The organism is Amorphoplanes friuliensis DSM 7358 (assembly GCF_000494755.1).
Classification (GTDB): Bacteria; Actinomycetota; Actinomycetes; order Mycobacteriales; family Micromonosporaceae; genus Actinoplanes; species Actinoplanes friuliensis.
The window spans coordinates 4,733,604-4,759,500 of sequence record NC_022657.1; the positions used below are offsets into that span (position 1 = coordinate 4,733,604).

Annotated in this window: 25 protein-coding genes; 11 read left to right on the plus strand and 14 right to left on the minus strand. The window is 70.8% G+C overall.

Annotated elements, in window-relative coordinates:
• Positions 1–50: 50 nt before the first annotated feature.
• From kamD to kdd, 3 genes are read right to left on the minus strand one after another with little or no spacing between them, the layout of a single operon-like run.
• The gene (gene kamD, locus AFR_RS21970) at positions 51–1,607 is read right to left on the minus strand and encodes a lysine 5,6-aminomutase subunit alpha (RefSeq protein WP_041842533.1); all 1,557 of its coding nucleotides are present in this window, start codon (positions 1,605–1,607) and stop codon (positions 51–53) included.
• Between the two features lie 5 nt (positions 1,608–1,612).
• Positions 1,613–3,154 carry an amidohydrolase gene (locus tag AFR_RS21975; protein WP_041841048.1) on the minus strand — a complete coding sequence of 514 codons (1,542 nt, stop codon included), beginning with the start codon at positions 3,152–3,154 and terminating at the stop codon, positions 1,613–1,615.
• Positions 3,155–3,159: 5 nt separating this feature from the next.
• Positions 3,160–4,218: an L-erythro-3,5-diaminohexanoate dehydrogenase gene (gene kdd, locus AFR_RS21980; protein WP_023363005.1), complete on the minus strand. Its 1,059-nt coding sequence runs from the start codon at positions 4,216–4,218 to the stop codon at positions 3,160–3,162.
• Positions 4,219–4,322: 104 nt separating this feature from the next.
• Between kdd and AFR_RS21985 the strand changes: the two genes are divergently transcribed.
• Positions 4,323–5,726 (plus strand): KamA family radical SAM protein, encoded by a 1,404-nt coding sequence (locus tag AFR_RS21985; protein WP_438829943.1) that lies wholly within the window; start codon positions 4,323–4,325, stop codon positions 5,724–5,726.
• Between the two features lie 57 nt (positions 5,727–5,783).
• Here AFR_RS21985 and AFR_RS21990 read toward each other — a convergent pair whose 3' ends face one another.
• Positions 5,784–5,975, minus strand: a complete 192-nt coding sequence (locus AFR_RS21990) for a CsbD family protein (protein WP_023363007.1) — start codon at positions 5,973–5,975, stop codon at positions 5,784–5,786.
• 150 nt (positions 5,976–6,125) lie between these two features.
• On the opposite strand from AFR_RS21990, the gene AFR_RS21995 reads away from it, so the two are divergent.
• Complete coding sequence (locus tag AFR_RS21995; RefSeq protein ID WP_023363008.1) at positions 6,126–6,842, plus strand: class I SAM-dependent methyltransferase; 717 nt, start codon at positions 6,126–6,128, stop codon at positions 6,840–6,842.
• On the opposite strand, the gene AFR_RS22000 is transcribed toward AFR_RS21995, so the two are convergent.
• Both AFR_RS22000 and AFR_RS46815 read right to left on the minus strand, forming a co-directional pair.
• Complete coding sequence (locus AFR_RS22000; protein WP_023363009.1) at positions 6,828–7,577, minus strand: phosphotransferase enzyme family protein; 750 nt, start codon at positions 7,575–7,577, stop codon at positions 6,828–6,830. The two genes, AFR_RS21995 and AFR_RS22000, sit on opposite strands and share 15 nt — an antisense overlap.
• Positions 7,574–7,741, minus strand: coding sequence for a hypothetical protein (locus AFR_RS46815; protein ID WP_158510558.1), 168 nt, complete (start codon positions 7,739–7,741; stop codon positions 7,574–7,576). The genes AFR_RS22000 and AFR_RS46815 overlap by 4 nt, the downstream gene beginning before the upstream one ends.
• Positions 7,742–7,785: 44 nt before the next feature.
• Here AFR_RS46815 and AFR_RS22005 point away from each other — a divergent pair, with 44 nt between their 5' ends.
• Positions 7,786–8,463, plus strand: coding sequence for a response regulator (locus AFR_RS22005; RefSeq protein WP_023363010.1), 678 nt, complete (start codon positions 7,786–7,788; stop codon positions 8,461–8,463).
• 43 nt (positions 8,464–8,506) lie between these two features.
• Complete coding sequence (locus tag AFR_RS22010; RefSeq protein ID WP_023363011.1) at positions 8,507–9,352, plus strand: alpha/beta hydrolase; 846 nt, start codon at positions 8,507–8,509, stop codon at positions 9,350–9,352.
• A 343-nt stretch (positions 9,353–9,695) separates the two neighbouring features.
• Here AFR_RS22010 and AFR_RS46820 read toward each other — a convergent pair whose 3' ends face one another.
• From AFR_RS46820 to AFR_RS22020, 3 genes are all read right to left on the minus strand, one after another.
• Positions 9,696–9,833 carry a hypothetical protein gene (locus tag AFR_RS46820; protein WP_158510559.1) on the minus strand — a complete coding sequence of 46 codons (138 nt, stop codon included), beginning with the start codon at positions 9,831–9,833 and terminating at the stop codon, positions 9,696–9,698.
• An 890-nt stretch (positions 9,834–10,723) separates the two neighbouring features.
• Positions 10,724–11,179 carry an Lrp/AsnC family transcriptional regulator gene (locus AFR_RS22015; protein ID WP_041842535.1) on the minus strand — a complete coding sequence of 152 codons (456 nt, stop codon included), beginning with the start codon at positions 11,177–11,179 and terminating at the stop codon, positions 10,724–10,726.
• 44 nt (positions 11,180–11,223) lie between these two features.
• Positions 11,224–12,366: an acyl-CoA dehydrogenase family protein gene (locus tag AFR_RS22020; protein ID WP_023363013.1), complete on the minus strand. Its 1,143-nt coding sequence runs from the start codon at positions 12,364–12,366 to the stop codon at positions 11,224–11,226.
• A gap of 83 nt (positions 12,367–12,449) precedes the next feature.
• On the opposite strand from AFR_RS22020, the gene AFR_RS22025 reads away from it, so the two are divergent.
• On the plus strand, positions 12,450–13,361 hold the full coding sequence (locus tag AFR_RS22025) for a 5'-3' exonuclease (RefSeq protein ID WP_023363014.1): 912 nt from the start codon (positions 12,450–12,452) through the stop codon (positions 13,359–13,361).
• A gap of 230 nt (positions 13,362–13,591) precedes the next feature.
• Here the strand turns inward: AFR_RS22025 and AFR_RS22030 are convergent, their stop codons facing one another.
• On the minus strand, positions 13,592–16,309 hold the full coding sequence (locus AFR_RS22030; protein ID WP_023363015.1) for a putative bifunctional diguanylate cyclase/phosphodiesterase: 2,718 nt from the start codon (positions 16,307–16,309) through the stop codon (positions 13,592–13,594).
• Positions 16,310–16,435: 126 nt separating this feature from the next.
• Here AFR_RS22030 and AFR_RS22035 point away from each other — a divergent pair, with 126 nt between their 5' ends.
• Together AFR_RS22035 and AFR_RS22040 are read left to right on the plus strand one after the other, a co-directional pair.
• Positions 16,436–16,846, plus strand: coding sequence for an MmcQ/YjbR family DNA-binding protein (locus tag AFR_RS22035; protein WP_023363016.1), 411 nt, complete (start codon positions 16,436–16,438; stop codon positions 16,844–16,846).
• Entirely contained in the window at positions 16,843–17,406 is a 564-nt protein-coding gene (locus AFR_RS22040; RefSeq protein ID WP_023363017.1) for a TetR/AcrR family transcriptional regulator, read from the plus strand. The genes AFR_RS22035 and AFR_RS22040 overlap by 4 nt, the downstream gene beginning before the upstream one ends.
• On the opposite strand, the gene AFR_RS22045 is transcribed toward AFR_RS22040, so the two are convergent.
• Positions 17,403–18,068, minus strand: a complete 666-nt coding sequence (locus AFR_RS22045; RefSeq protein ID WP_023363018.1) for an alpha/beta hydrolase — start codon at positions 18,066–18,068, stop codon at positions 17,403–17,405. The genes AFR_RS22040 and AFR_RS22045 overlap by 4 nt on opposite strands.
• Positions 18,020–18,658: an NADPH-dependent F420 reductase gene (locus AFR_RS22050; protein WP_023363019.1), complete on the minus strand. Its 639-nt coding sequence runs from the start codon at positions 18,656–18,658 to the stop codon at positions 18,020–18,022. The genes AFR_RS22045 and AFR_RS22050 overlap by 49 nt, the downstream gene beginning before the upstream one ends.
• A gap of 161 nt (positions 18,659–18,819) precedes the next feature.
• Between AFR_RS22050 and AFR_RS43785 the strand changes: the two genes are divergently transcribed.
• On the plus strand, positions 18,820–20,637 hold the full coding sequence (locus AFR_RS43785; RefSeq protein ID WP_023363020.1) for a diguanylate cyclase domain-containing protein: 1,818 nt from the start codon (positions 18,820–18,822) through the stop codon (positions 20,635–20,637).
• A gap of 6 nt (positions 20,638–20,643) precedes the next feature.
• On the opposite strand, the gene AFR_RS22060 is transcribed toward AFR_RS43785, so the two are convergent.
• Positions 20,644–21,117 carry an anthrone oxygenase family protein gene (locus AFR_RS22060; RefSeq protein ID WP_023363021.1) on the minus strand — a complete coding sequence of 158 codons (474 nt, stop codon included), beginning with the start codon at positions 21,115–21,117 and terminating at the stop codon, positions 20,644–20,646.
• 69 nt (positions 21,118–21,186) lie between these two features.
• Positions 21,187–22,887 (minus strand): CBM96 family carbohydrate-binding protein, encoded by a 1,701-nt coding sequence (locus AFR_RS22065; RefSeq protein ID WP_023363022.1) that lies wholly within the window; start codon positions 22,885–22,887, stop codon positions 21,187–21,189.
• Positions 22,888–23,154: 267 nt separating this feature from the next.
• Here AFR_RS22065 and AFR_RS22070 point away from each other — a divergent pair, with 267 nt between their 5' ends.
• The 3 genes from AFR_RS22070 (at position 23,155) to AFR_RS22080 (ending at position 25,896) form a co-directional block, all read left to right on the plus strand.
• Positions 23,155–24,357: a dipeptidase gene (locus AFR_RS22070; RefSeq protein WP_041842539.1), complete on the plus strand. Its 1,203-nt coding sequence runs from the start codon at positions 23,155–23,157 to the stop codon at positions 24,355–24,357.
• Positions 24,358–24,387: 30 nt separating this feature from the next.
• A complete protein-coding gene (locus AFR_RS22075) occupies positions 24,388–25,047 on the plus strand; it encodes a hypothetical protein (protein WP_041842540.1) in 660 nt (219 codons plus the stop codon).
• A 69-nt stretch (positions 25,048–25,116) separates the two neighbouring features.
• A complete protein-coding gene (locus AFR_RS22080; RefSeq protein ID WP_023363025.1) occupies positions 25,117–25,896 on the plus strand; it encodes a hypothetical protein in 780 nt (259 codons plus the stop codon).
• Position 25,897: the final 1 nt, after the last annotated feature.

The following is a 25,897-nucleotide window of genomic DNA, read 5'->3' on the forward strand; positions in this document are numbered from 1 at the left end:
TGGCATGCCCTCCTGGCCCTTCGCTCGCAAGCTCGCTTCGGTGCAGTCGCTCATACCTCCAAGGCCTCCGTCACGGGGTTGTAGTAGCCGTCCTCGTGCTTCGCGACCCCGTCGAGGCCCTTGCCCCGGTCCGCCGGCCGCTTCATGATCCCGAACGTGCCCTCGGCGATCGCCGTCAGCATCGTGTCGTCGACGACCTTCTCCAGAAGGTCGATGGCCTCACCGAGGACCTCGTGCGCCCGCGACCGGATGAACCCGCCCGGCGCCGGCACGAAGTCCTCGTGCAGCTTCCCGGCCCCGTTGAGCACGTACCGGACGTTCTGCAGGGCGATGTCCCGGTCGGACAGCCACGGCGTCACCACGGCCTCGGTCATCATCCCCACCAGCAGGATCCCCTGACCGGTCAGCGCACCCGCCAGGTTGAAGAACCCGTCGAGCAGGTTGCCCCGGAACACGTCACCGGTCATGTGCTTGGTCGGCGGCATCCACTTCAGCGGCGCATCCGGGAACAACTCCCGCGCCAGCAGCGCATGCGCCAGCTCGAGCCGGAACGAATCCGGCAGCTCCGGATTGATCTCGAACGCGTGCCCCAGACCCAGCTGCCAGTTCTCCAGCCCCGCCTCGTGCGCGAAGAACTCGTTGAGCAACTGCGACACCGTCACCGTGTGCGCCGCCTCGACCGCGTCCGCGGTCGTCAGGTAGTTGTCCTCACCGGTGTTGATGATGATCCCCGCCCGGGCGTGGACCTGCCGCGAGAACCGCTGGTCGACGAACGTCCGGATAGGGTTGATGTCGCGGAACAGGATCCCGTACATCGAGTCGTTGAGCATCATGTCCAGACGCTCCATACCGGCCAGCGCCGCGATCTCCGGCATGCACAACCCCGACGCGTAGTTCGTCAGCCGCACGTACCGGCCCAGCTCCTTCGACGTCTCGTCGAGGGCCGCCCGCATCAGCCGGAAATTCTCCTGCGTCGCGTACGTGCCCGCAAAACCCTCCCGGGTCGCCCCCTCGGGCACGTAGTCCAGCAACGACTGACCCGTCGACCGGATCACCGCGATCACGTCCGCGCCCGCCCGGGCCGCCGCCTGCGCCTGCGGGATGTCCTCGTAGATGTCCCCGGTCGCCACGATCAGATAGATCCACGGCCGCTGCTCCGGATCACCCAGCCGCTTGACCAGGCGCTCCCGCTCCACCCGCCGCCGATCCACGATCTTCAGACCCACGTTCGTCGCCCGGCGCGCCGCCCGCCGGGCCGCGGTCACCTCGGCCTTCCGCTCCGGTACGCCGAACGTCACCGCCCCCGCCGCCGCCTTCTGCGCGAGCACCGTCACGTCGTCCAGGCCCTGCGACGCCAGGGCATGGAACACCGGCACCGCCACACCCTGACCCAGACCCACATCAGCGCGTACGGCGTCGACGAGGCGGTTCACCCACGGAATGCCGTCGGAGTCCGCACCCGACACCCCGGCCAGCCGGAGCACCGCCCGCTCCACCGACACCGTCGTGTGCGAGCGCGCCAGATCCACGACCGGCTGCCCCGCCTTCGCGGCCAGAGCCCGCGCCCGCTTCACGACCCGCGGATCCAGACCGAGTTTGTCCACCACCACCACTACTCCTCGAAGATCGTCTCGCCGTGCAGCACCGTGCGCCGGCACACCGGCCGCGCCGGCACCTCACCGTCGGCCCCCGGCAGCAGCACCGGCAGACCACCGTCGACCCCCGCCGGGGTGTCCCACACCGCGAACGTCGCCGACTTGCCCGGCGACAGCACCCCCGCGTCGTCCACACCCACCGCACGCCAGCCACCCCGGGTGCTCGCCCCGAACGCCGCCCGCACACTCATCCGGAACACCGGGTTCCGCGGCGCCGCTGCAGCGACCACCGCCGCCCACGGGTCCAGCACCGTCACCGGCGAGTCCGACCCGAACGCCAGCGACACCCCCGTCGCGTACATCGCACCGATCGGGTTCGACGCCATCGCCCGCTGCACACCCAGACGCTGCGCGTACATGCGGTCCGGGCCACCCCACAACGCGTCGAAGACCGGCTGCACACTGGCCACCACACCGAACTCCACCAGCCGCGCGATCATCGGCTTGTCGATCAGCTCCACGTGCTCGATCCGGTGCCGGCCCTCCCGCAACCGGTCCACACCGATCTGTTTCGCCGCGATCGCGAATCCGTCCAGCACCGCCTCGATCGCCGCGTCCCCGATGGCGTGGAAACCACCCTGCACACCCGCCTCGACACACTCCAGCAGATGCGCACCGGCCTCCTCCGCCGACACGAACGCGTCACCGCACCCGTCACCGTCGACATAGGCGTGCCGCACCGACGCCGTCCGCGACCCCAGCGCACCGTCCGCATAGAGGTCACCACCGGCACCGACCGCACCCAGCTCCTTCGCCCGGGCCGCACCACCGAGCTCACCCCAGTAGCCGTACACCCGCGGCAGACCCGCACCCGACAACGCCAGCAACGACGTGAAATCCGCCTCGCTCGACGTCCCCGGACCACCGCACTCGTGCACCACTGCCACACCCCGCGACGCCGCCAGCCGCAACGCCGTACGCTGCGCCGCCGTCCGCTGCTCCGGCGTCAGCGAGCCCAGCGCCACCGCCCGCACAGCGTGATGCGCCTGCTCCCGCAGCCAGCCGGTCGAGGCGTACCCCGGCACCCCCTCGACGCCGGGGCACGCCGCCAGCAGCGACCGCGACGCCAGCGCCGAATGCACCGACGCCTGCGACAGATAGACCCGCCGGCCCTGCGCCGCCCGCTCCAGCACGTCCGCCGACGGCGGCTCCTGCACCGCCCACGTCGACTCGTCCCAGCCGTGCCCGTGCACCACACCGTCCGCCGGCCGTGTCGCCGCAAAAGCAGCCACCGCGTCCAGCAACTCCTGCGCCGAGCGCACCCCGGACAGATCCAGCCCGTCCGCCGCCAGACCCGTGTCCGTCGCATGGATGTGCGCGTCCACAAAAGCCGGCGCCACCAGCGCACCATCAAGATCCACGACCGAATCCGCGGACGGGGCGTCGTCCGACGCCCCCAGCCACACGATCCGGCCGTCATGCACCAGCATCGCCGTCGCCCGGGGGTCGGCGGCGGAATAGAAACGGCCACGGGAGTAGAGCACCGAGGGGCTAATCATGACCGTCAGTGTGCCGCGATCCGGGCCTCGAACAGAGCCCTGACCGCCGGTGTGCGCCGCACCACATCGAGCGCGAACGCCGCGTGCCCCGGCACGTACCCGTTGCCGACCAGCATCGTCACGTCCGCCGCCAGGCCCTCGGCACCCAGCGCCGCCGCCGGGAAACTCGTCGCCATCGAGAAGAAGATCACCGTGCCGCCGGACGCCGTCGCCAGGATCGCCCCGTGCTCGCACCCCGGCACGTCCACACACACGACCGTCACCGTCGCCGCACCACCCAGCGCGTCGACCACCGCCGACGACACCGCCACCGGATCCCGTGCGTCGGCCACCGCGACGTGATCGGCCAGCCCCGCCAGCTGCAGCGCCTCCCGCTCCGCGTCCGACACGACCACCCCGACCGTACGGGCACCGGCGAGCCGCGCTGCCGTCAGAGCCAGCGAACCGCTCTTCCCGGCACCACCCAGCACCGCCACCGTCACCGGCTCCGCGTCATGCGCGATGGCTGCCGCACCGACGTACGCCTTGACGATCCGGTCCGTCAGTGCCGGCGCCCCGCACACGTCGAACACGGCGAGGGCCAGCTCCGGGGACAGATCGTCCGGGAGCACCGCCACGACCGACCGGCCGAACAGAATCGCGTGGCCCGCCGCCGGCACCTGCTCGCTCAGCCCGTCCCAGCCCGCCAGCCCGTCCGAGACGACCAGCGGCGTCAGCGTCAGCGACACCAGCGTCGCGACCCGGTCACCGGCCTTCACCGGCAGCGGCGACTCCGGCCCGACCTCGTCCACAACACCGATCAGCATGCCGCCGGAGCCGGTCACCGGGTTGTGCATCTTCCCGCGCGTACCGATGATCTCCAGCACCTCGGACCGCGCCGCCGCACCGTCACCGCCGTGCTTGGTCGCCAGCTGCCGGAAACTCGCCGCGTCCAGGTTCAGCCGCTCCACCCGGATCCGCACCTCGTCCGGACCGAGCTCCGGACGCGCGTCCAGGCGCCACGCCGCCTGCGGCAGCACACCCGCCGGCTCCAGCACCCGGCTCAGCCCCACCGGAAACGTCATGCCCACCATCCTCACGAGAAACAGACTGTCGTACGCCCGCCCTACCGTAAATCCTCCGGGCCGATAGTTACTAGACCGAAGATTCTCCAGTATGGTCGAAGTCGATCGCTCCCCCACCCCAGGAGGCCCCGTTGACTCAGCTGAAGAACGACGCCGCCACCGAGGCCGGGCAGCCCTACGAATACCAGCGCCGCCCCCTGGTCGAACCCGACTGGACCCGCTTCCCCGGCTGGCGCGACATCACCGCCAAACAGTGGGAATCCGCCCAGTGGCAGCGCGTCAACTGCGTCAAGAACGTCAAGCAGCTCCGCGCCGTCATGGGCGACCTCCTGGAGGACCGCTTCTACGCCGACCTGGAAACCGACCAGCAGCGCCTGGCCACCATGTCGATGCTGATCCCGCCCCAGATGCTCAACACCATGGTGCCGGACACCACCCCCGACACGGACTCGTTCTACGCAGACCCGATCCGGCGATACATGATCCCCGTCGCCACCGACCGCCACCTCGACTGGCCGTCACACCCCCACGCCACCCGCGACTCCCTGCACGAGCACGACATGTGGGTCGCCGAAGGCCTCACCCACCGCTACCCGACCAAGGTCCTCGCCGAGCTCCTCAGCACCTGCCCGCAATACTGCGGCCACTGCACCCGCATGGACCTCGTCGGCAACAGCACCCCCACCGTCGACAAACTCAAACTGACCCTCAAGCCCGTCGACCGGTACGACGCCCACCTCGCCTACCTCAAGGCACACCCCGGCGTCCGCGACGTGGTCGTCTCCGGCGGCGACGTCGCCAACGTCCCGTGGAAACAGCTCGAGGCGTACCTGATGGGCCTGCTCTCGGTCCCCACCGTCCGCGACATCCGGCTGGCCACCAAAGCCCTCGCCGGCCTGCCCCAGCACTGGCTCCAGGGCGACGTCGTCGAAGGCCTCAACCGCGTCGCCATCACCGCCGAACGCCGCGGCGTCAACCTCGCCGTCCACACCCACGTCAACCACGTCAACTCACTGACACCACTGGTCGCCCGCGCCGCCCGCATGCTGCTCGAGGTCGGCGTCCGCGACGTCCGCAACCAGGGCGTCCTCATGCGCGGCGTCAACGCCACCACGACCGACCTGCTCGACCTCTGCTTCGGCCTGCAGGGCGAAGCCGGGATCCTGCCGTACTACTTCTACATGTGCGACATGATCCCCAACGCCGAGCACTGGCGCGTCCCCGTCTGGTACGCCCAGCAGCTCCAGCACGACATGATGGGCTACCTCCCCGGATACGCCACCCCGCGCATCGTCTGCGACGTCCCCTTCGTCGGCAAACGCTGGGTGCACATGCTCGCCGAGTACGACCGCGAGCACGGCATCTCCTACTGGACGAAGAACTACCGCACGTCCATCGAGGCCACCGACGAGGACGCCCTCAGCAAACTCCACGCGTACTACGACCCGATCGACACACTGCCGCAGTCCGGCCAGGACTGGTGGCGCAAGCAGCAGGTCGCCGAGTAGTTCCGGCACAGCAAAACGCCCCCGGGGAATCCCCGGGGGCGTCGCTGTCTGCTGGGCTCAGCTGAACGCGTCGCGCACGTCCTTGCCGGCGTCCTTCACGTGCTCGCCGGCCTGCTTGGCCTTGGCGGCAGTCTCCTGCGCCTGGCCTTCCGCGACGAGACGCTCGTTGTCGGTGGCGTCGCCGATGCCCTGCTTCGCCTTACCGGTCAGCTCTTCCGTCTTGTTCTTGACCTTGTCAGTGAAGCTCATCGTCAAACCCTCTCACCGCTAGGAACTGCTTTGCCTTGCTGGTGAAGAGGTGCCCGAAGGGCTCATTTCTGAAACACCCCGTGCACACATGTGGAGTGGCGCACTGCGCGTACAGCATCCTAGGATCCTTGGATACGGAATGATGGCCGCATGAGCGATCACGCCACCTCGTTCGGACCCGTCGCCGCTCTCTACGAACGCGCACGTCCGCCGTACCCGAGGGAAGCGCTGGAGTGGCTCCTGCCCGGCGGCGAACCGCGGGTCGTGGATCTCGGCGCCGGGACCGGCAAACTGACCCGCCAGATCCGCGACCTCGGCCTGCCCGTGACCGCAGTCGAACCCTCCGACGGCATGCGCGCCGAACTCGCCCGCGTCCTGCCCGGGGTGACCGTGCTGGCCGGCACCGCCGAGGAGATCCCACTGCCCGACGCCTCCGCCGACGTGGTGCTCTGCGCCCAGGCCTGGCACTGGGTCGACCCCGACCGTGCCGTCCCGGAGGTCGCCCGGGTCCTCTCCCCCGGCGGCCGCCTCGGCCTCATCTGGAACCTCCGCGACGAGAGCGTCGACTGGGTCCGGCAACTCGGCGAGATCATCGACTCCCGGGAAATGCGGCGCGACGACCGCATCGGCGCACCGTTCGGGCCGTCCGAGACCCGCGACTTCACCTGGACCCACCGGATCGGCCTCGACCGGCTCCTCGACCTCGTCGCCTCCCGCAGCTACGTGATCCTGCTGCCCGCAACCGAACGCGCCGCCGTCCTCGACCGCGTCCGGGAACTCGCGGCCACCCACCCGGACCTGGCCGGGCGCGACACCTTCGAGCTGCCCTACGTCACCCAGTGCCTGCGGGCGTCACTGCAGGACTGACCTCCACGTGGGGAGGTGCGCGGCCAGATAATCCGCTGCGCCGCCCCAGTGGACGCCGTGGCCCTCGTCCCACAGACGGGACCACGGCATCACGCCCGTGCGGGAGCCGTTCTCAAGCAGGTCGTACATCGCGCGGGTGCGCTCGACGAGCTTTTCCGGGAACATTTTGCGGCCGGCGTCGTCGAGACCGTAGCCGTCCACGACCGCCCGCAGCCTCTTTGCGTCCGTCGCCGGATCACCGCCGGCCAGCAGCGGCGCGAAAGTCTGCGCGACGTAGGCCAGATCCCACAGGCGCGTGCCCGGTGCGGAGGCGTCCCAGTCGATGAAGGTCCAGGTGTCGCCGTCCCGGATCAGGTTCCACGGGGCCAGATCCTGGTGACAGACGAGGTCGGCGCCGTCCGGCGGGATCGCACACTCCCACACCGCGCCGGGCGGAAACACGAAGTCGGCGGAGGCGTCGTGCAGCGCGCGGACGAGGCCACCCAGCCGATGCAACTCCGGAACGGTCATCGGCGGCGCCGACTCACCCTGCACACCCGGCACGAACGCCAGGACCTGCCGGCCCTGCTCGTCACGGCCCAGCACACCGGGCACGCCCTCGACGCCCTTCGCGCTCAAGTGCCGCAGGAACGCGTGGATGGCCGGGGTGGCGGCGGTCCACGGTTTGCGTACCGTGTCACCGGCACGGACCACCTGGTCGGCGACGTTGCCGCCGGCCAGCAGCTCCTCCGTCAAACGGCCCAGCCCATGCGGACGTGCCACTCGTTGTCAGTGCCCTCGACGACGGTGTCCCGGATCTGCACCACAGCCTTCGCCGGGACCATCTCGTCCGGCAGGATCCGCGGCGGCAGGTGCCGGTAGTCCTCCCGGGGCCGCTCGGCCCGCTCGGTCTTCTCCATGACTGTCAGGTTAGGCCTGCCGCGCATGCTGCACAATCAGCGCCGTGAGCCGCATTCTTGTCGTGGACGACGACGACCAGCTCCGGCGGGCCCTGCGCATCAACCTGGCCGCCCGCCGGTACGAGGTCCTGACCGCCGCCGACGGCACCAGCGCCCTCCGCACCGCCGGCCACACCCCACCCGACCTGGCCATCGTCGACCTCGGCCTCCCCGACCTCGACGGCGTCGAGGTGGTTCGTGGCCTCCGCGGCTGGACCAGCATCCCGATCATCGTGCTGTCCGCCCGCCACGACCAGGCCGGCAAGGTCGAAGCCCTCGACGCCGGCGCCGACGACTACGTCACCAAACCGTTCGGCATGGACGAACTACTCGCCCGCATCCGCGCCGCACTCCGCCGCGCCGCACCCCAGCCCGACAGCGTCACCATCACCACCGCCGCCTTCACCATCGACCTCGCCGCCAAACGCGTCACCACCACCGCCGGCGACGAGGTCCGTCTCACCCCCACCGAATGGCACATGCTCGAACTCCTGGCCCGCCACCCCGACAAACTCGTCGCCCAGAAACAGGTGCTGCGCGAGGTGTGGGGGCCTGCCTACGAGAACGAAACCGGCTACCTCCGCGTCCACCTGGCCAACCTGCGCCGCAAACTCGAACCGGACCCGTCCCGGCCCCGATACCTGATCACCGAGCCGGGCATCGGGTACCGCTTCACACCCTGAATTCGGTTGCGGGTCGTTTGTCCGCGCTGCGAGGGTCGCCGCCATGCCTGCCTTCACTGCACCTGACGGAACCCTGCTCGCGTACCACGTCAAGGGGGTGGGAGAACCCCTGATCTGCCTGCCGGGCGGGCCGATGCAGGACTCCGCCTATTTGCGCGGCCTTCCCCTGGACCGCCAATTGATCCTGCTCGACCCCCGCGGGACCGGCGGGTCGGCGGTCCCTTCCGATCCGGCCTCTTACCGGTGCGATCGGCAGGTCGGTGACGTGGAGGCCTTGCGGCGGCACCTGGGTCTGGAACGCTTCGACCTGCTCGCCCACTCCGCCGGGACGAACCTCGCCGTTCTCTACGTCCAGGAGCACGCCGCGCGCGTTGACCGGCTCGCGTTGATCACACCGAGCCTGTTCGGTGTTGGGATCCCCGTCAGTGGCAACGACCGGCGTGAGGTCGCGCTGCTGCGGCGCGACGAGCCTTGGTTCGGGGTGGCCTTCGCTGCGCTCGAGAAGGTCATGGCGGGGAAAGAGGCCGACTTCGCGGAGGTCGAGCCGTTCCGGCACGGGCGCTGGGACGACGCGGCGCGGGCTCGTGTTGCCTCGGACGAACGCCATCGCAACGACGAGGCGGCTGGGATCTTTGCCTCCGAGGGGGCATTTGACGCTGAGGTCACGCGGGTGGCGGTTGGTGGGTTTGCGGGGTCGGTGCTGGTGGTGGCCGGGGAATACGACTTGAACTCGCCTCCGGGTGCTGTGGGCGCGCTGGCTGCGCTTTTTCCGAAGGTGGAGCTGGTCGTGCAGCCTGCGGCCGGGCACTTCCCCTGGCTGGACGATGCGGACCGGTTCTCGGCGGCTGCAGCCGGCTTTTTTGCTTCTTCGGTGGGACAGGCGCCGTAGGCGTCGAATGAGCCTGTGGCGCGGCGCGGCGCACGTCGCGTAAGGCATCCTAGGATGTTGGTTGCGCTCTTTGGTTTGAGTGGTCGGCACGGGCTCGGTTGGCGAGCAGGTGTGTGGTCGTTTCGCTCGTTCGCCCGAGGGGCAGCGGGCTCCGCATGAGGTTGCTGTGGGTGGCGACCACGCGGACGTGCAGGTCGGCGGCCGTCGTCTTCGGCTTCGAGCTCGGCGGACTCATTGCCGCTTCACGGACACGAGTTCTGCGCCCGGCCAGGCCCTTCGTGCGGTGAGGCATCGGGGTGCTCGGCAATCCTGCGGCGGCATGGTGGGTTGATCACCACAACGGTCACCGCCCGGCGCCGCTGTCGCGCGACTGGCCGAAGGTGACGAAATCCGGCAGCAACAAGGTGTGGACCTGCCGCGCCGCTAGGGCTCCGCCTTCGCCGGCCGCCCCGTCATCGACGAAGGCCGCACCCGCGGACACCGCAACTTCCTTGAAGTCGGGCTTCGTGACCCCGCAGAGTTCCCGATATCAACGAAGTCGGGGCGTCGTTGCCCGCGGATACCCCGACTTCCTTGAAGTTGGGGGCCTCCTGGCTCGTAGAAGCCCCACCTCCTTGAAGTTGGGGCCTCCTAGCCCGCAGACACCCCAACCTCCTTGAAGTTGGGGCCTCCTGCCCCGCCAGACACCCCGACTCCCGTGAAGTCGGGCCTCATAGCCCGCGGACACGCCGACCTCAACGAAGTCGGGAGGGTCGGCGACCCGCGGGGGCCCAAGTTCAAGGAAGTCGGGGCCTCACGGCACTCCGAGGCCCCGACTTCAACGAAGTTGGGCGTCCTCCCGCCCACGGACGTCACAGGTTCACGGACTTGGGGTGTCACGATCCGCCGAGTTCCCGACTGCAAGGAAGTTGGGCCGGACGCCACCCGCAGATGCCCCAACTTCAACAAAAGTTGGGCCTCGCTCGGCGAGATTGAGACGTCCTGGCTCACGGAGGCCCCAACTTCACGGAAGTCGGGGCGTCGCGGCCCGCCAAACCCCGACTTCACCGACGTTGGGACCTCTTGGCTCGCGGAAGACCCGACTTTCTTGAAGTTGGGGCCTTCTGGCCCGCAGACACCCCAACTTCCGTGAAGTTGGGGTGTCCCGGCCTGCAGACATTCCGACTTCCGTGAAGTTGGGCCTCCTGGCATGACGAAGCCCCGACTTCAACGAAGTTGGGGCTTCTTGACATGCGGAGGCCCCAACTTCACGGAAGTCGAGGCCATGGCGCTCGGTTAACCCTGTTTCAAGGAAGTTGGGCGGCCGACGGGCTCTGTCGTGTCGCTTCAGCCTGGTGGCTGGGGGCACATCCGCTAGAGCGTCCTAGGATACTATGGTTCGGTTGCTTCGATGCGGGGTGGGCGGTTTTCGTACGGGGTGCTGAGGACGACTGTGGTGCGGGTAGTGACGTTGGCTGCTGTGCGGATCTCCTGCAGCAGGCGTTCGAGGTCTGCTGGGCCGGCCACCCGTACCAGGAGCAGGTAGAAGTCCTCCCCCGCCACCGAATAGCAGGAGTCGATCTCGGAGAGGTGGGCCAGGCGTTCGGGGGCGTCGTCGGGCTGGGACGGGTCGAACGGGCGGATCGCCACGAACGCTGTCAGGGGCAACTCGAGGGCCTCGTAGGACACCTTGGCCGTGTAGCCGCTGATGACGCCGCGTTGCTCGAGCCGACGTACCCGCTGGTGCACGGCGGAGACGCTCAGGCCGACGCGTTCGGCGAGATCGGTGTAGGACAGGCGGCCGTCCGCGGTGAGGGCGCCCACGATCGCCCGGTCGATCTCTTCCACGGCGACAAGATACCGGGCGTGGGGCTCCGGCACCGAACCGGTTTTCAGTCCCGGGTCAGGGACCGGGCGATGACCAGGCGCTGGATCTGGTTGGTGCCCTCGACGATCTGCAGCACCTTGGCCTCACGGAACCACCGCTCGACCGGGTGGTCGCTGACGTAACCGGCCCCGCCGAGCACCTGGATCGCGTCCGTTGTCACCCGCATCGCCGCGTCGGTGGCGAAGAGTTTGGCCTTGGCGGCCTCGATGGAGAAGGGGCGGCCCGCGTCCTTGAGGCGTGCGGCGGCCAGCGTCAGGGCGCGGGCGGCCGACACCTGGGTGGCCATGTCGGCGAGCATGAAACCGATTCCTTGGAACTCCCCGATGGCCTTGCCGAACTGCTGACGCTCTTTCGCGTACGCGGTGGCGTAGTCGACTGCGGCTTGGGCCAGGCCGACGGCGCAGGCGGCGATGCCGAGGCGGCCCGCGTCCAGGGCCTGCATGGCGATCCGGAAGCCGGCGCCCTCGTCGCCGACCAGGCGTTCGGCCGGGATGCGGGCGCCGTCGAAGACGATCTGGGCCGGTGGTGAGGAGCGCAGGCCCATCGTGCGTTCGGGGATCTGGGGCAGCAGCCCGGGCGTGTCGGCGTCGGCGATGACACACGAGATGCCGGTCGGGCCGGGGCCGCCGGTGCGGCAGAAGACGTTGTAGAAGTCGGCGTGGCCGCCGTGGGTGATCCAGGCCTTGGTGCCGGTCACGACCCAGTCGCAGCCGTCCTTCTCGGCCCGCGTGGTCAGCGACGCGGCGTCCGAACCGCCCTGCGGCTCGGACAGGCAGTAGGCGCCGAGCAGATCTCCCCCGAGCATGTCGGGCAGGGACTTGCGCTGGCGCTCGTTCCCGAACGCGTACACCGGGAAGCACGAGAGGGTGTGGACACTGACCGCCTCGGCGATCGCCAGCCACGAACCCGCAAGAATTTCCAGGACCTGGAGATAGACCTCGTACGGCTGACCCGCGCCGCCGTCGGTCTCGGGGTAGGGCAACCCCATCAATCCGGAACGCCCGATGGTGCGCAGCACCTCACGGGGGAACTCACCCTGCTCCTCGAACCGGGCGACCCGTGGTGCCAGTTCGCCGTCGGCGATCTCGCGGGTCAGACCCAGTAACTCGTATGCCTCTTCGGTTGGCAGGATCCGCTCGACCGTCACCGCGCCAGCTTAACGAACGTTTGGGTCGGCGTCTGCCCCGCGGGTCTCAGCGAAGTGTCGTACGGCGCCGCTAGGTTGAGGCGGTGACTGAGCGACCTCTGCTGGCTGTCGACGCCCCCAGCCTGTATTTCCGTGCGTTCCACGGCATTCCCGAGTCCGCTGCCAGGACGTCGGCGGGTGAGCCGGTCAACGCGATCCGCGGGTTCATGGACATGATCGCCCAGCTCGTCCGCACCCGGCGGCCCGGGCGTGTCGTGTGCGCCCTCGATGCCGACTGGCGGCCGGAGTGGCGGGTCGCGCTGGTCCCGTCGTACAAGAAGCACCGCGTCGCCCACGGTGACGTCGAGGAGGTTCCCGCCGCGCTGGAGAAGCAGGTGCCGGTGCTGCTCGAGGTGCTCGCGGCCGTGGGCATCCCGGCCTTCGGTGTGAAGGGCTACGAGGCCGACGACGTGCTCGGCACGCTGGCCGCGACCCAGCCCGCGCCGGTCGAGGTGGTCTCGGGCGACCGTGACCTGTTCCAGCTGGTCGACGACGAGCGCGGCACCCGTCTGCTCTACTGCGGCCGTGGCGTCGCCAAGCTCGAGGACAGCGACAACGCGGCGGTCGAGGCGAAATACGGCGTCCCGGCCCGGTGGTATGCCGACTTCGCGGCCATGCGCGGGGACCCGAGCGACGGCCTCCCCGGTGTCCCCGGCGTGGGCGAGAAGACTGCGGCCCGGCTGATCGCCCGGTACGGCGGCGTGGACGCGATCCTGGCCGCGCTCGACGACAAGGACGCCGGCTTCGCGCCGGGCCTGCGCACAAAACTCGACTCGGCCCGCGACTACCTGGCCGCGGCACTCCCGGTCTGCAAGGTGGCGCTGGACGTGCCGTTGCCGGACTTCGACGCGACACTGCCGTCCTCCCCCAAGGACGCCGACGCGCTGCTGGCGCTGGCCGAACGCTGGAACCTCGCGGGTTCGGCCCGCCGCCTGGTCGACGCCCTGGCCGGCTGACCCCCGCGCCGCCGGGCCGGGCCGGGCCGGGCCAAGCTGCCGAGCCGAGCCGCACGGCCGCGCCGCCAGACTGGGCCGCCAGGCTCGGCTGCGGGGGCTGGAATGCCAGCCTGGAACGGCAGGGCGGGCCGCCAGGCTGGAACCGCAGGCTGGGCCGCCAGGGCGGGCCGTCAGGGTGGAACGGCAGGGTGGTGGATCGTTGCTGCCGCAGCGGGCACCGCAGACACGCGTCAGGCGACGGCGGGGACGGGGAGTTTGGTGGCGAGGCCTTCGGCGAGGATGCGGGTGGCGTCGGGCGCCGGCAGGGGGCGTGACAGGAAGTAGCCCTGGGCCAGGTCGCAGTCGAGGTCGCGCAGGGTCGCCAGTTGCACCGCGTCCTCGATGCCCTCGGCGACCGTGGTCATGCCCAGGCTCTGGCCGAGGCGGACGATCGTGCGGACCAGGGCCTCGTCCTCGCGGTCGCCGCCGAGGCGGTCCACGAAGGAGCGGTCGATCTTCAGGATGTCCATCGGGTAGCGGCGGAGGTAGGCCAGGGACGAGTAGCCCGTACCGAAGTCGTCCATGGCGAGGGTGACGCCCAGGGCTTTGAGGCGCTGGAGCTGGGTCAGGTTCTCGTCGGTGTCGGTGAGCAGGACGCTCTCGGTCATCTCCAGGCAGAGCTGGTCGACCGGCATGCCGGTCTCGGCGAGGACCTCGGCGACCATCACCGACAGGTCGCCGCTGTCGAACTGGCGGACCGACACGTTCACGGCCATCTTGAGGCGGCGGGTCGTGCCGGCACCCCAGGCGACGGCCTGGCGGCAGGCTTCGGTGAGGACCCAGCGGCCCAGGGGGACGATCAGGCCGGTGGCCTCGGCGATGCCGATGAAGTCCAGCGGGTTGACGAGGCCGCGGGTCGGGTGGTGCCAGCGGACCAGGGCCTCGAAGCCGACGATGTCGCCGGTGCGCAGGTCGACCGTGGGCTGGTAGTGCAGGGCGAGCTCGTTGCGTTCGAGGGCGAGGCGCAGGTCGGCCTCGAGTTCGAGGCGCTGCACGAGACCGCTGAGCATCTGCGGGTCGTAGGCCGCCAGGCCCGCGCCGCCGGCGGACTTGGCGCGGTACATCGCGAGGTCGGCGTTGCGCAGGAGCTGGTCGATGTCGTCGGCGTCGGCCGCCGAGGCCAGGCCGATGCTGACCGCCACGTGCAGGTCGCGGCCGCCGACGGTGAACGGCTGCTGCAGGGCCGCGGCGATGCGGCCTCCGACCGCCTCGGCGTCGGCGCGGGCGGTGACCGACTCGATGATCACGCCGAACTCGTCGCCGCCGAAGCGGGCCACGGTGTCGCCCTCGCGGACGGCGGCGCGCAGGCGGTCGGCGACCTGGAGGAGGAGGGCGTCACCGGCGGCGTGGCCGAGGCTGTCGTTGACCTCCTTGAAGCCGTCCAGGTCGAGGACGAGGATCGCGACATCATCCGTACGCTCACAGCGGTCCAAGGCGTCGACGACCCGCTCCCGGAACAGGGCACGGCTGGCCAGCCCGGTCAGCCCGTCGTGGTACGCCTCGTGCATGAGCTGTTCCTGCAGCTCGGTGGCGTCGTGGATGTCCCGGGTGTTGAGCACGTACCCGCGGACCGACGGGTCGTGGAGCACGTTCGTGATGGTCATCTCGGCGAGGCGGACACGGCCGTCCTGGTGGCGCAGGGGCACCTCGAGGACAACGACCCCCAGCGGCTGATCCCTGATCGACTCGAGGGCGGCGGAGATCGACGGGGCGGCGCGGCGGCCGGCGACGTCGATCAGTTTGAGGCCGACGAGCACGTGTGCCGGGTAGCCGAAGATCCGTTCGACGGAGTCGCTCTGGAACCGGATGGTCGAGTCGGCGTCGATCACGGCGACGGACTCGGAGCTCTGCAGCACCAGGGAGCGGAAGCGTGACTCGCTGGCCTGGAGCTCGGAGCTGCGGCGGGCGACTCGCGCCTCCAGGTAGGCGGTGAGGTGGCGGTTCTCGAGCAGGGTCAGCATCTGCCGGGCGACGATCAGCAGGATCAGCACCGAGCGGCAGTTGCCGAAGAACGCGTCGGCACGCCCGGAGATCGCGTAGAAGACCACGCTGCAGATCAGGGCGCCGAGGACCGCCGCGTACGGGACGAGGATGGCGAACGGCTGCTGCTCGGTCGTCTCGGCGATGTCGTCGGCGGTCACGGGCGTACCCGAGCCGGGGAGCCGTGCGGCGAGCAGGACCAGGCCGAAGCCGGCGAACCAGCCGATGTCGAGCAGGCCGCCCGACGCGTAGTCGCCGTGCAGGGTCGCGTACGCGTAAACACTGTCGGCGACACCGATGACCAGCATCGCGGCGCCGATCAGCATGAGCGGGCCGGCGTCCTGCCGGTCGCGGCGCAGCAGCGCGAGCATGTAGAGCACCACGGTGACCAGGACGACGTCGCTGAGCGGGTAGCTGAGCAGCACGTAGAGGCCGAGGGTGCTCTCGGCGCCGGCGCTGCGCATCGGGTCGATGACCAGGATCCAGCTGACCAGCAGCAGCGAGCAGGCGATCATCAGGCCGTCGACGATGCTGCGGACGCGGTTCGCGACCGACTGCCGGGCGACGGGGACCATCAGCAGGCCGGCCGCGGTGAGCGGGACCATGCCGAGGTAGCCGACGTCGGGGAGCCCGGGGAACGGCACCTCACGCCCCTGGACCGTCTCGGCCCAGGCCCAGGATGCTTCGCCGAACGCGTACGAGAGGGCGCCGAGGCCGAACCCCGACCAGGCGATGCCCATGCGGCCGCGGCGCTGGACGGCCCGGACCAGGCAGGCGAGGCCGGCGGCGGCCGCGATCAGCACCGTGCCGATGTTCGAGACCGTCCCGGTGACCCGTTCACCGCCCCAACCGCTGATCATGAGGGCCGAGAACGCGAGGATCACGGCGACGACCAGGACCGTGCCGGGGCGGGGGCGCGTGAGTGTCATCGGACCCCTCCCCCGTTCCGCCGCCGCACGCCTGGTGGTGTGCTGTCATCGTCGTGATCGGGTGAGTGCTGGATCACTTGAGGGATTCGGCGGCGAACGGGTGCCGGCGGGGACGGAGGGACCGAAGTGGCCACCTGGGACGACGTCCGGCGGATCATGGCGGCGCTGCCCGCGACGACCGAGCGCGCACCCCGCGAGTGGCGGGCGCGGGACAAGAACCTGGCCTGGGAGCGCCCCCTGCGCAAGGGCGATCTCGCCGCCCTCGGCGACGACGCACCCTCCGGCGACATCCTGGGCGTACGCGTGGAGGACGTAGGGGTCGCCGAGGCCCTGGTCGCGGACGACCCGGCGGTGTACTTCACGACGCCGCACTTCGCGGGTTATCCGGCCGTGCTCGTCCGGCTCGAAGTGATCGAACCGGACGAGTTGCACGAGTTGCTCCGCGACGCCTGGCTGGCGCGGGCGCCCAAGCGCGTCGTCAAGGAGTTCCTGGAGGGTCAGGGCCTCGCAGGCGGGGAAGGAACAGGACTGCGATGAGCGAGCGCCCGCTGCGCGCCGATGCCCGGCGTAACCGCGACCGGCTGCTCGAGGTCGCCGTCCGGGCCTTCTCCACCGACGGCCCGGACGTGGCCCTCGAGACGATCGCGCGCAGCGCCGGGGTCGGCATCGGCACGCTGTACCGGCACTTTCCCACGCGGGAGGCGCTCGTCGAGGCGGCCTACCGCAGTGAGCTCGACCGGCTCTGCGACTCGGCCGAGGAACTGCTCGCGTCCGGGGAGCCGGACCGGGCGCTGCGGGCGTGGATGGACCGCTTCGTCGACTACCTCGCGACCAAGCGCGGCATGGCCGAGGCGTTGCGGATGGTCATCGTCTCGGGCGGCGACCCGTTCGCGCACAGCCGGGAACGACTGACGGACGCCCTGACGATGCTGCTCGACGCGGGCATCCGCGGCGGCAGCCTGCGCGCGGACGTCCCGGTGCTGGACCTCCTGACCGGCCTGAACGGCGTGGCGCTCGCGACCGGCAGCCCGGGACAGCGGGACCAGGCCGACCGGCTGCTCGACCTGATGATGGACGGGTTGCGCCCCCGCACCTAGCCGATCCGCGCGGCCAGCCAGTCGTGCAGAGCCGTGAGGGCCGGCGCGGCGATGCCGTGGCCACCCGGATCACGCCGGGCGGTCAGCGTGGCGCCGCTCTCGTCGTGCAGATAGGACCACGTCCGCGCCTGCAACTCCGGCGGGATCACCCGGTCCTGCTCCCCGTGGGCCAGAAACACGGGTACGCCGGGGAGGCGCCGTGGTGTCGTCGGCACACCCGCGTCGAACGGGAGTGTGCCGTACAGGATCGCCGTGCTCGCGAAGCGGGACGGCGCGTCCAGGAGCAGGCCACCGGCGAAGGCCGCGCCGCCGCTGAAGCCGACGAGGTGCACCGGCCGCTCCCCCAGGGTGTCGAGCCAGCCGCGGAACCAGTCGATCGAGAGGCGCAGCGAGTCGGGCAGCGGGCGGCCGATGCCGCGGTTGGCGAACCAGGCGAAGCCACCACCCTCGGCGATCGGCGCGCGCACCGCGGCGTACGTGGGGCCGGGCGGGAGGTGGTCCGCCAGCGCGATGATCTCCTTCTCGTGCGACCCGCGGCCGTGCAGCAGCACGACCAGCGGGCCCGCGGTCCCGAGGTCACCGGCAACAGCGACCTCGGGCGCGGGGTACGCCATCAGGCGGTCGCGGTCGTCGGGCCGGCGAGCTGCCAGCCGGTCTGCCACACCCAGCCGTTGGCGGCGTTGACCGTGATGTTGAGGAACGCCATCTCCTCGAGCGAGCGGGCCTTGCGCAGCCCGCCGACGTCGACCGGCCGCAGGCCCAGCGAGGCGGTGAACTCGGCGACACGCGCCTTGGCGCCCTCGTCGTCGGCGGCGATGAACGCGTCCAGCGGCCGGCCGTTCTCCTGCGGGTCGGCGTAGCGGCCGGCGAAGAGCGTGTTGAGCGCCTTCACGACGGGCGCGCCGGGCACGACCTCCTGCAGCTCGTGCGCGAACGAGACACCCGCGATGTCGAGGCCGTCAAAGCTGGCGTTGATCGGGTTGGTCGCGTCCACGAGCGGGGTGCCCGCGAGCACTCCGGCCAGCTCGGCAGCCACACCGCGGGCGGCACCGGCCGGTACGGCGAGAACCACGAGGTCGGAACCCTGCGCGGCCTCGACGGCGGTGCCGGCGGCCTGCGCTCCGGTCGCGGCGGCGACGTCGGCGGCGTGCTCGGGGTGGGCGGCGGCGAGAGTGACGGTGTGACCGGCCTTGACGGCGGCAGTGCTCAGGGCGGACCCCACGTTGCCGGTCCCGATGATGGCGATGCGCATGACCACTCCTTTAGTTGAAGCTACAACTACCTACGGACAACCGTACGGCAGAGAGTTAGTTGAAGCAACAACCTATGACGGCACTCTCAAGTCGCGGCCGCACCGTTCGATAGACAGGCTGCGGTACCCGGAGGGGGAATCGCGGGCCTGGAGGAGCGACGATGGTGCGGACGGCGCGGGTGCTGCCGGCGTTCCTCCGTGACCCCGGCATGCGCGCCCTGGCCGCGGTGCTCGTGCTCGGCAGCCTCTGGTACTCGTTCCCGGTCCTCGGGCTCGAGGTCCTGATCGCCGGCTTCTGGCCGATCCAGGTCGGCCTCGACGTCGTGCTGGCGCTGACCTCCTGGCGGGTGTCCCGGGATCCCGCGGCACCCGCGTCCACCCGGCGGTTCTGGCGCTCGATGGCCCTCGCCGCGGCGGTCTTCACCGTCGGCGACGTCGTCCAGACCGTGCAGAGTGCCGCCGATCTCACGGTCGGCGCGCTGCTCAGCGGCAATCTGCACCTGGCGTTCATCGTCATCGGTGTCTCGATGCCGCTCTGGGCGATGTTGACCCACCCGATCCGGGCCACCGGCCGCGAGCGGCTGCGGTTCTGGCTGGACGCCGCGACCGTGCTGACCGCCGCCGCGTCGTTCCTGTGGGCGTTCCTGATCAGTCAGCTGATGGGGGCCGAGCCCAGCCTGCTGGTGCTCAATTCGCTGCTCGCGACCATCATGCTGATCATCTTCTTCGGCATCGCCAAGCTCATCCTCGGCGGCAACGCGCCCTTCCGGCGGGTCGCCGCGACCATCGCGCTGGTCGGCGTCGTGCTGACCGCCATCGGCGCCGGGCTGGACGGGCTCGGGGCGACCGAACACCCCGCGTTGTTCATGCTGGCCAGTTTTGTGCCCTGCGTGATCATGGCCGCCTGCCCGCGGGCGCAGACCGTGGAGATGCGCCTGACCGGGCCCGGCGAGGAGCGCCGCCGCCGCAAGCCGTTCAGCCTGATGCCCTACGGCGCCGCGCTGTCCATCTACGCGACCGGCCTGTTCAGCCTGGCCACCGAGGGGCTCTCCCTCCGCAGCTGGGGCCTGGTGATCGGCTCGCTGGCCGTCACGCTGCTCGTCCTGGGCCGGCAGATCGCCGCGTTCCTCGACAACGCCATGCTGCTGCGCCGCCTCGGCGAGCAGGAACGCCGCTTCCGCTCGCTGATCGAGCACTCCTCGGACCTCACGGTCATCACCGACCGGAGAGGCCTGGTGACCTTCTCCAGCCCGGCGGTCACCCGCATGCTCGGGTACGCCCCGGAGGAGCTGCTGGGCTCCCCGATGCAGGCGCTGGTCCACCCCGACGACCTGCCCGCGCCGGCGGGTGGTCCCTGGCAGGGACGGGTACGCCACCACGACGGCACCTGGCGCTACCTCGACGTCATGGCCACCGACCGCTACGACGACCCCAGCGTGTCCGGCCTGATCTCCAACGCCCGCGACATCACCGAGGCGCGGGCGTTCCAGGAGCAGCTGCGCTTCGACGCCACCCACGACATGCTGACGGGCCTGGCCAACCGCGCGCTGTTCCACCGCGGGCTCGACGAGGCGGACGGCGACGACCTCATCGGTGTCCTCGCGATCGACCTCGACGACTTCAAAATCATCAACGACACGCTGGGCCACCACATCGGCGACCGGGTGCTGACCGTGGCGGCCGAGCGGCTGCGGGCCTGCGTCCGCGAGGACACCGATCTGGTCGCCCGCCTCGGCGGTGACGAGTTCGCGGTGATCCTGAGGGGAACGACAGCCGGGGAGGCCTCCGCCACCGCCGGCCGGATCGTCGCGGCCCTGATGGAGCCGGCCACGATCGAGGGCAACACGCTCGCGGTCAAGGCCAGTGTCGGTGTCGCCACCGGACCGGCCCGGACGGCACAGCTGCTGCTGCGGGCGGCCGACACCGCGATGTACGACGCGAAGCGCAGCGGCAAAGGCACCCTGGCGATCGCGGGCTGAGCCGCCTCAGGCCTGGATCAGGGCCCAGCACCAGGACCCGGCGGCCACAGTGCACAGCAGCGTACGGGCGTTGTTCCAGCGTACCCAGGGCTGCTCGAACGTCGCACGGGCCGCGACCGGATCGGTGAGGCCGGCCGCGTCGAGGCCGTTGTTGAGGGGGACGTTGATCCGTCCCGTGATCACGAGCTGGGCGAGGTAGCAGGCCAGGCCCAGAACCGCCGGGATCAGCACGGCCGTGTCACCGTCGATCGCGACCAGGGCCACGGCCAGCGCGCCGGAGACGAGGGCGCCGACGAAGATCAGGAAGAACCAGCCGTTGAGGATCGCGCGGTTGATGCGTTGCATCACCTCGACGAGCACGGCGTCACCGGTGCCGCGCAGGCCGGGCATCACCGAGAACGAGTAGGCGTGGAAGAAGCCCGCCATCATCGCCGTGGTCAGCGTCGCGGCGAGCAGGGCCGCAGTGCGCAGGGCGTCCATGCGGGCACTCTATAGACGGCACGAGCCGCCCGGCAGGCCCGCCGGGCGGCTCGTGAGATCAGAAATTCGTCAGCGCAGCTTGACGTCGAAGATCTTGTCAGCGGCGAGGGTCTTGAACGCGGCCAGGGCCGTCTTCGTCGAGTCGATGCTGATGTCGCGGTCGCCCTGGTCGTCACGCTTGGTGTCGAAGTAGACGATCGCCTTGATGCCCGGGCGCTTCTTCAGCTCCGGCAGCACGCTCCTGAACCCGGCGGACTTGTCGGCGACCTTGCCGACGCGGTGGTAGACGCCCCACTCGGCAACCATGATCGGCTTGCTGGCGTGCTTGGTGGTGGCCCAGTCGTACCAGCCGAGGCCGCCGCCGGTCGGCTGACGGTCGAGCAGGTCGCCGAACAGACCGAAGTGGTAGTAGCCCTTCTCGGCGCTCACGTACGAGTCGAGACCCATCCAGTCGACGACGTCGTCACCCGGGTAGAGGTCCTTCCACCAGGACTGCGCCATCCACTTCTCGTTGCCCATGTAGGCCATGACGTTGATCGCGTTGCTGACACCCTTGGCGCGCAGGCGCAGGATCGTGTGGCGGTACATCGCGGCGAAGTCCTTCGCCTCCCAGCCGGAGCCGGACTTGGCGACGACGTCGTTCTCGGGCTCGTGGTTGAGGACGAGGTAGAACTTCTCCGGGAAGGTGCTCTTGATGCGGGCGGCGAACTTGTCGATGCGGGCGTCCTGCTCACCCTTGGCAACCTTGGCCCAGGTCGAACCGTACGCGATCTTCCAGTTGAGCAGGAGCACACGCGGCTTGGCGGCGTCGCGGGCCATCGCCATCTCGGACTTGGTCGGGAACGGCTCGTCACCCTTGTGGTACGCGTGGAAGATGCTCGCCGTACGCCCGCTGAGCTTCTCGAAGTCCTTCAGCGCCTGGTCACGCGGGGCGTCGGTGAAACCGCCGGCGGCGGCACCCCAGAGCACGCCGCAGGACGGCACGAGCAGCTTGTCGGTCACGCAGTCGCCGCCGGAAGGCGCCGGGGTCGTGGGCGCGGGCGTCGTGGGAACCGGGGTCGTCGTCGCGGGCGGCGGCATGTCCTCGTCCTCGATCGGGGTCGCCGACGGCGGCACGACCTCGTCCGGCACGTAGTCGGTCGGGGGCTCGACCGGCACGGACGGCTGGGCCGGGGCGGTCTCGGCCGGAGCCGGCGTGGTCGCGGTGGTGGACACGAGCAGCGCGGGGGCGCCGCTCCTGCCCTCGGCGGACCGGATGCGGGTGACGGCGTTCGCGGCCGAGGACTGCAGGGCGAAGGAGTAGGCGCCCGGGCCGGTGACGACCGAGGCGAGGTCGAAGGTCAGCTCACCGGCGTCGGCCTTCGGGCTCACCGAGGCGACGTCCGCACCCAGCGCCGGAGCGGTGGCGGCGGTGACGGTCTTCTCCGACCAGCTGCTGTCCGCGACCCGGCTCAGCGTGATCCGGCCCGCGATGTCGCCGACGGTGACCAGCTTCAGCTTGGCGCCCGTGACCTTGACACCGGCCGGGACCAGGAACTTCAGGAAGCCGATCTTGGTGTCGCCGTCCATGCGGCCGATGGCCAGCTTGTCCTCGCCGCCGAAGCCGGCGTTCTTGCGGCCGCTCGAGACGTAGGTGTCGTCACCGGCAGCCAGCTTGAGCTCGGGGCCGGCCACGGCCGACGCGGGCGCCGAGGCGACCAGCGCGGTCCCGGCACCGGCCACCAGAGCGGCCAGGGCGGTCACGGACTTCTGCAGCTTCTTGCGACGCAATGTCTTTCTCCCCCGCGTTGTCCGGCGCATGTCGGCCGGGCATGGAGAGAAGATTCCGGGGTCCCCGGTGCGCGGACCGTGCCCGAACAGGTGCCGCCCGGTTGCGAACGACACGAACGGCGGGACTTGAGGATTCCTGGGCTCGTCCCGGCGCGCGAATCGCCCGCCGCCGGTCATATGCTGCGGCAGGAGATCATCAACCGTTCGGAGTGCCTGGCCCGTGACCTTCGAGGAGCAGCAGTGACCGTGGAACCCGCCCTGCGTGCCATGCCGGTGATCGACGGGCACAACGACCTGCCGATGGCACTGCGGGCCCGGGCCGGGTACAGGGTGACCGGGCTCGCCGCGGACCGGCCCGAGTTCCACACGGACATCGCACGGCTGCGTGCGGGCGGGGTCGGCGGGCAGTTCTGGTCCGTCTACGTGCCGTCGGACCTCAGCGAGCCCGAGGCCGTCGTGGCGACGATGGAGCAGATCGACGCCGTCTACCGGCTCGTGGCCGAGTACCCGGACGACCTGGCCGTCGCGTACTCCGCGGACGACGTCGAGGCGGCGATCGCCGGTGGCCGGATCGGGTCGCTGATCGGCATCGAGGGCGGGCACAGCCTGGCGACCTCGCTCGGGGTGCTGCGCGCGTTCGCCCGGCTCGGCGTGCGGTACGTGACGCTGACGCACAACCACAACACGTCGTGGGCGGACTCGGCTGCGGACGTACCGGGAGTGGGTGGCCTCGACGACGAGGGCCGGGCGATCGTCGCGGAGATGCAGCGCATCGGGGTGCTCGTGGATCTGTCGCACGTGGCCGCGACGACCATGCACGCGGCGCTGGACGTGGCGACCGCCCCGGTGATCTTCAGCCATTCGTCGGCGCGTGCGGTCGCGGACCACCGGCGCAACGCCGCCGACGACGTCCTGATCCGGCTCCGTGACAACGGTGGCGTCTGCATGGCGACGTTCGTGCCGCTCTTCGTCTCGGCCGAGGTCGCGGCCTGGGCCGAGGCCGCCGACGCGGAGTGGGCCCGGCTGGGCCTGCCCCCGGCGCCGGACTCCTGGCCGGCCGCACCCCGGCCGGGTCGCGAAGGCGTGACCGGGCCGGCGCCCGCCGGGGGCTCGTTCCTGTCGGGGCTGCCCGGGACCGAGGTGGCGCCGCCGGAACCGTTCAAGCCCTGGCTGGCCGCGAACCCGCGGCCCGAGGCGACGATCTCCCAGGTCGCCGATCACGTCGACCACCTCCGCGAGGTCGCCGGCCCCGACCACGTCGGGCTCGGCGGGGACTACGACGGCTGCGACCGGCTGCCCCGCGGGCTCGAGGACGTGTCCGGATATCCGCGGCTGCTGGAGGAGCTCGCCGGCCGCGGCTGGAGTCAGGACGACCTGGAGAAGCTCACCGGGCGCAACATCCTGCGGGTGCTGCGCGCGGCCGAGGAGGCCGCGGAGGAACCGCTCTGGCCGATGTCACCGGCGCGCTGACTCCCGAAGTGGCGCGGACAGGGTTGGATGATCGCCATGACCGCTCACGACCTCGCCGCCGCCCTGCCGGACATCGCGGCCCTGCGCGACCGCTGCCGCGCCCTGGCGGTGCTCGACGCCGTCCTCGACCCCGGGTCCGACCTGCCGTACTACGGCTACGACGCGGCCTGGGGCCCGGGCGTCGAGCTCGCGTCGATGGACAACGGCAGCGGTGACAACTGGTCGATCGTCTTCGCGAAGACCGGCGCGCTCCTCCGCGGTTTCGACCACGAGTCACCGATGAGCCCCGCGGTCAACGACGACGTGTGGCCCGGCGTGATCGACACCGTGCCGGCGGTCTTCGCCGAGCACCTCGAGGAGCCGGCGTTCCAGTTCGACGGCTCGTTCGCGGCGACCGTGTGCCTGTGGCGCCAGGCCGGTGACGACCGCTGGCACGCCGGCCCCATCAGCTTCCCGGAGGGTGCCGACCCGGACGGCGCCCGCTGGATGTTCCGGATGCTCACCGAGCCGGCGCCGGCGGCGTACCTGCGCTTCGCCCAGGACTACTACGAACGCGAGATCGACGCCGCGGCCGTCGCCGACGTGTACGCCCTGCGGCCCCTGACCGACGGGACGGTCCGGCGGCTCAACCCCGAGGTGTCCCTGGCCGAGCTGGCCCCGGACCTCGCCGCGATCGGCTACCCCGGGTAGGCCGGGTGCGGTGGCCGGTACCTGCCACCCACCTTCCGGCGGTCATCCGGCGTCCCTAGCGTCGGCCGCGTGCACCCCGACAAACCTGGCCCGCCCCTCGGCGCCGGTCCGCCCCGCCCACCCCGGGACGCGATCTCCGGCTTCCCCGACGCGATCCTCGGCTTCCCCGACGCCTGCAGCTCGGTCGTGCCCCGGCGGCGACGGGTCCCGGCGACGCGTCCGGACCCGTGGCGGGTCACCGACTGGGAGCAGCCCGACCTCTCGTACGTCCGGCCGTTCGTCAGCGCCCGGTACCGGTCGTGGCCGCTCTACAGCCCCCGGATCGAACTCGTCCCGTGCGGCGAGAAGTCCAAGGCGGCGCTGTTCGTCCGGATACCCGGCGGGGAGTTCCCGCAGTGGTCACGGTCGGTCGTGCCCCGCCGATGGGAGTGGCGGTGGCTGGAACCCCGGAACCACCCGTACGTCGTGCTGCGCCTGACCGTGGACTTCGAGGACGTGTCCGGCACACCGATCGGGCTCGGCGTACCGAGCCGGCTGTCGAACACGACGCTGGAGGGCTTCCGGCACGCGCACCAGCTGCGGTGCGCAACGCCGTTCGATCCGGAGAACCGCGGCCACCGCGAGGCGATCGAGGCGTGGGTGACCGCGCCGTCCCCGGTGCTGATGATCTTCGTCGACGAGAACGACCGCGCGAGGGCTTTCGTCAGCCTCGACCAGGAGCACGACGGCGGCGCGCTCGGCCAGCTGGAAGAAGGCCGCCGCCACCTGAACGGCATCCCCGCGAACCGGCGCAGCACGTTCGCCGCGGCGGCGGAGGAGCTCGGCCTGCCGTGGATCGACCGGTGGTGAC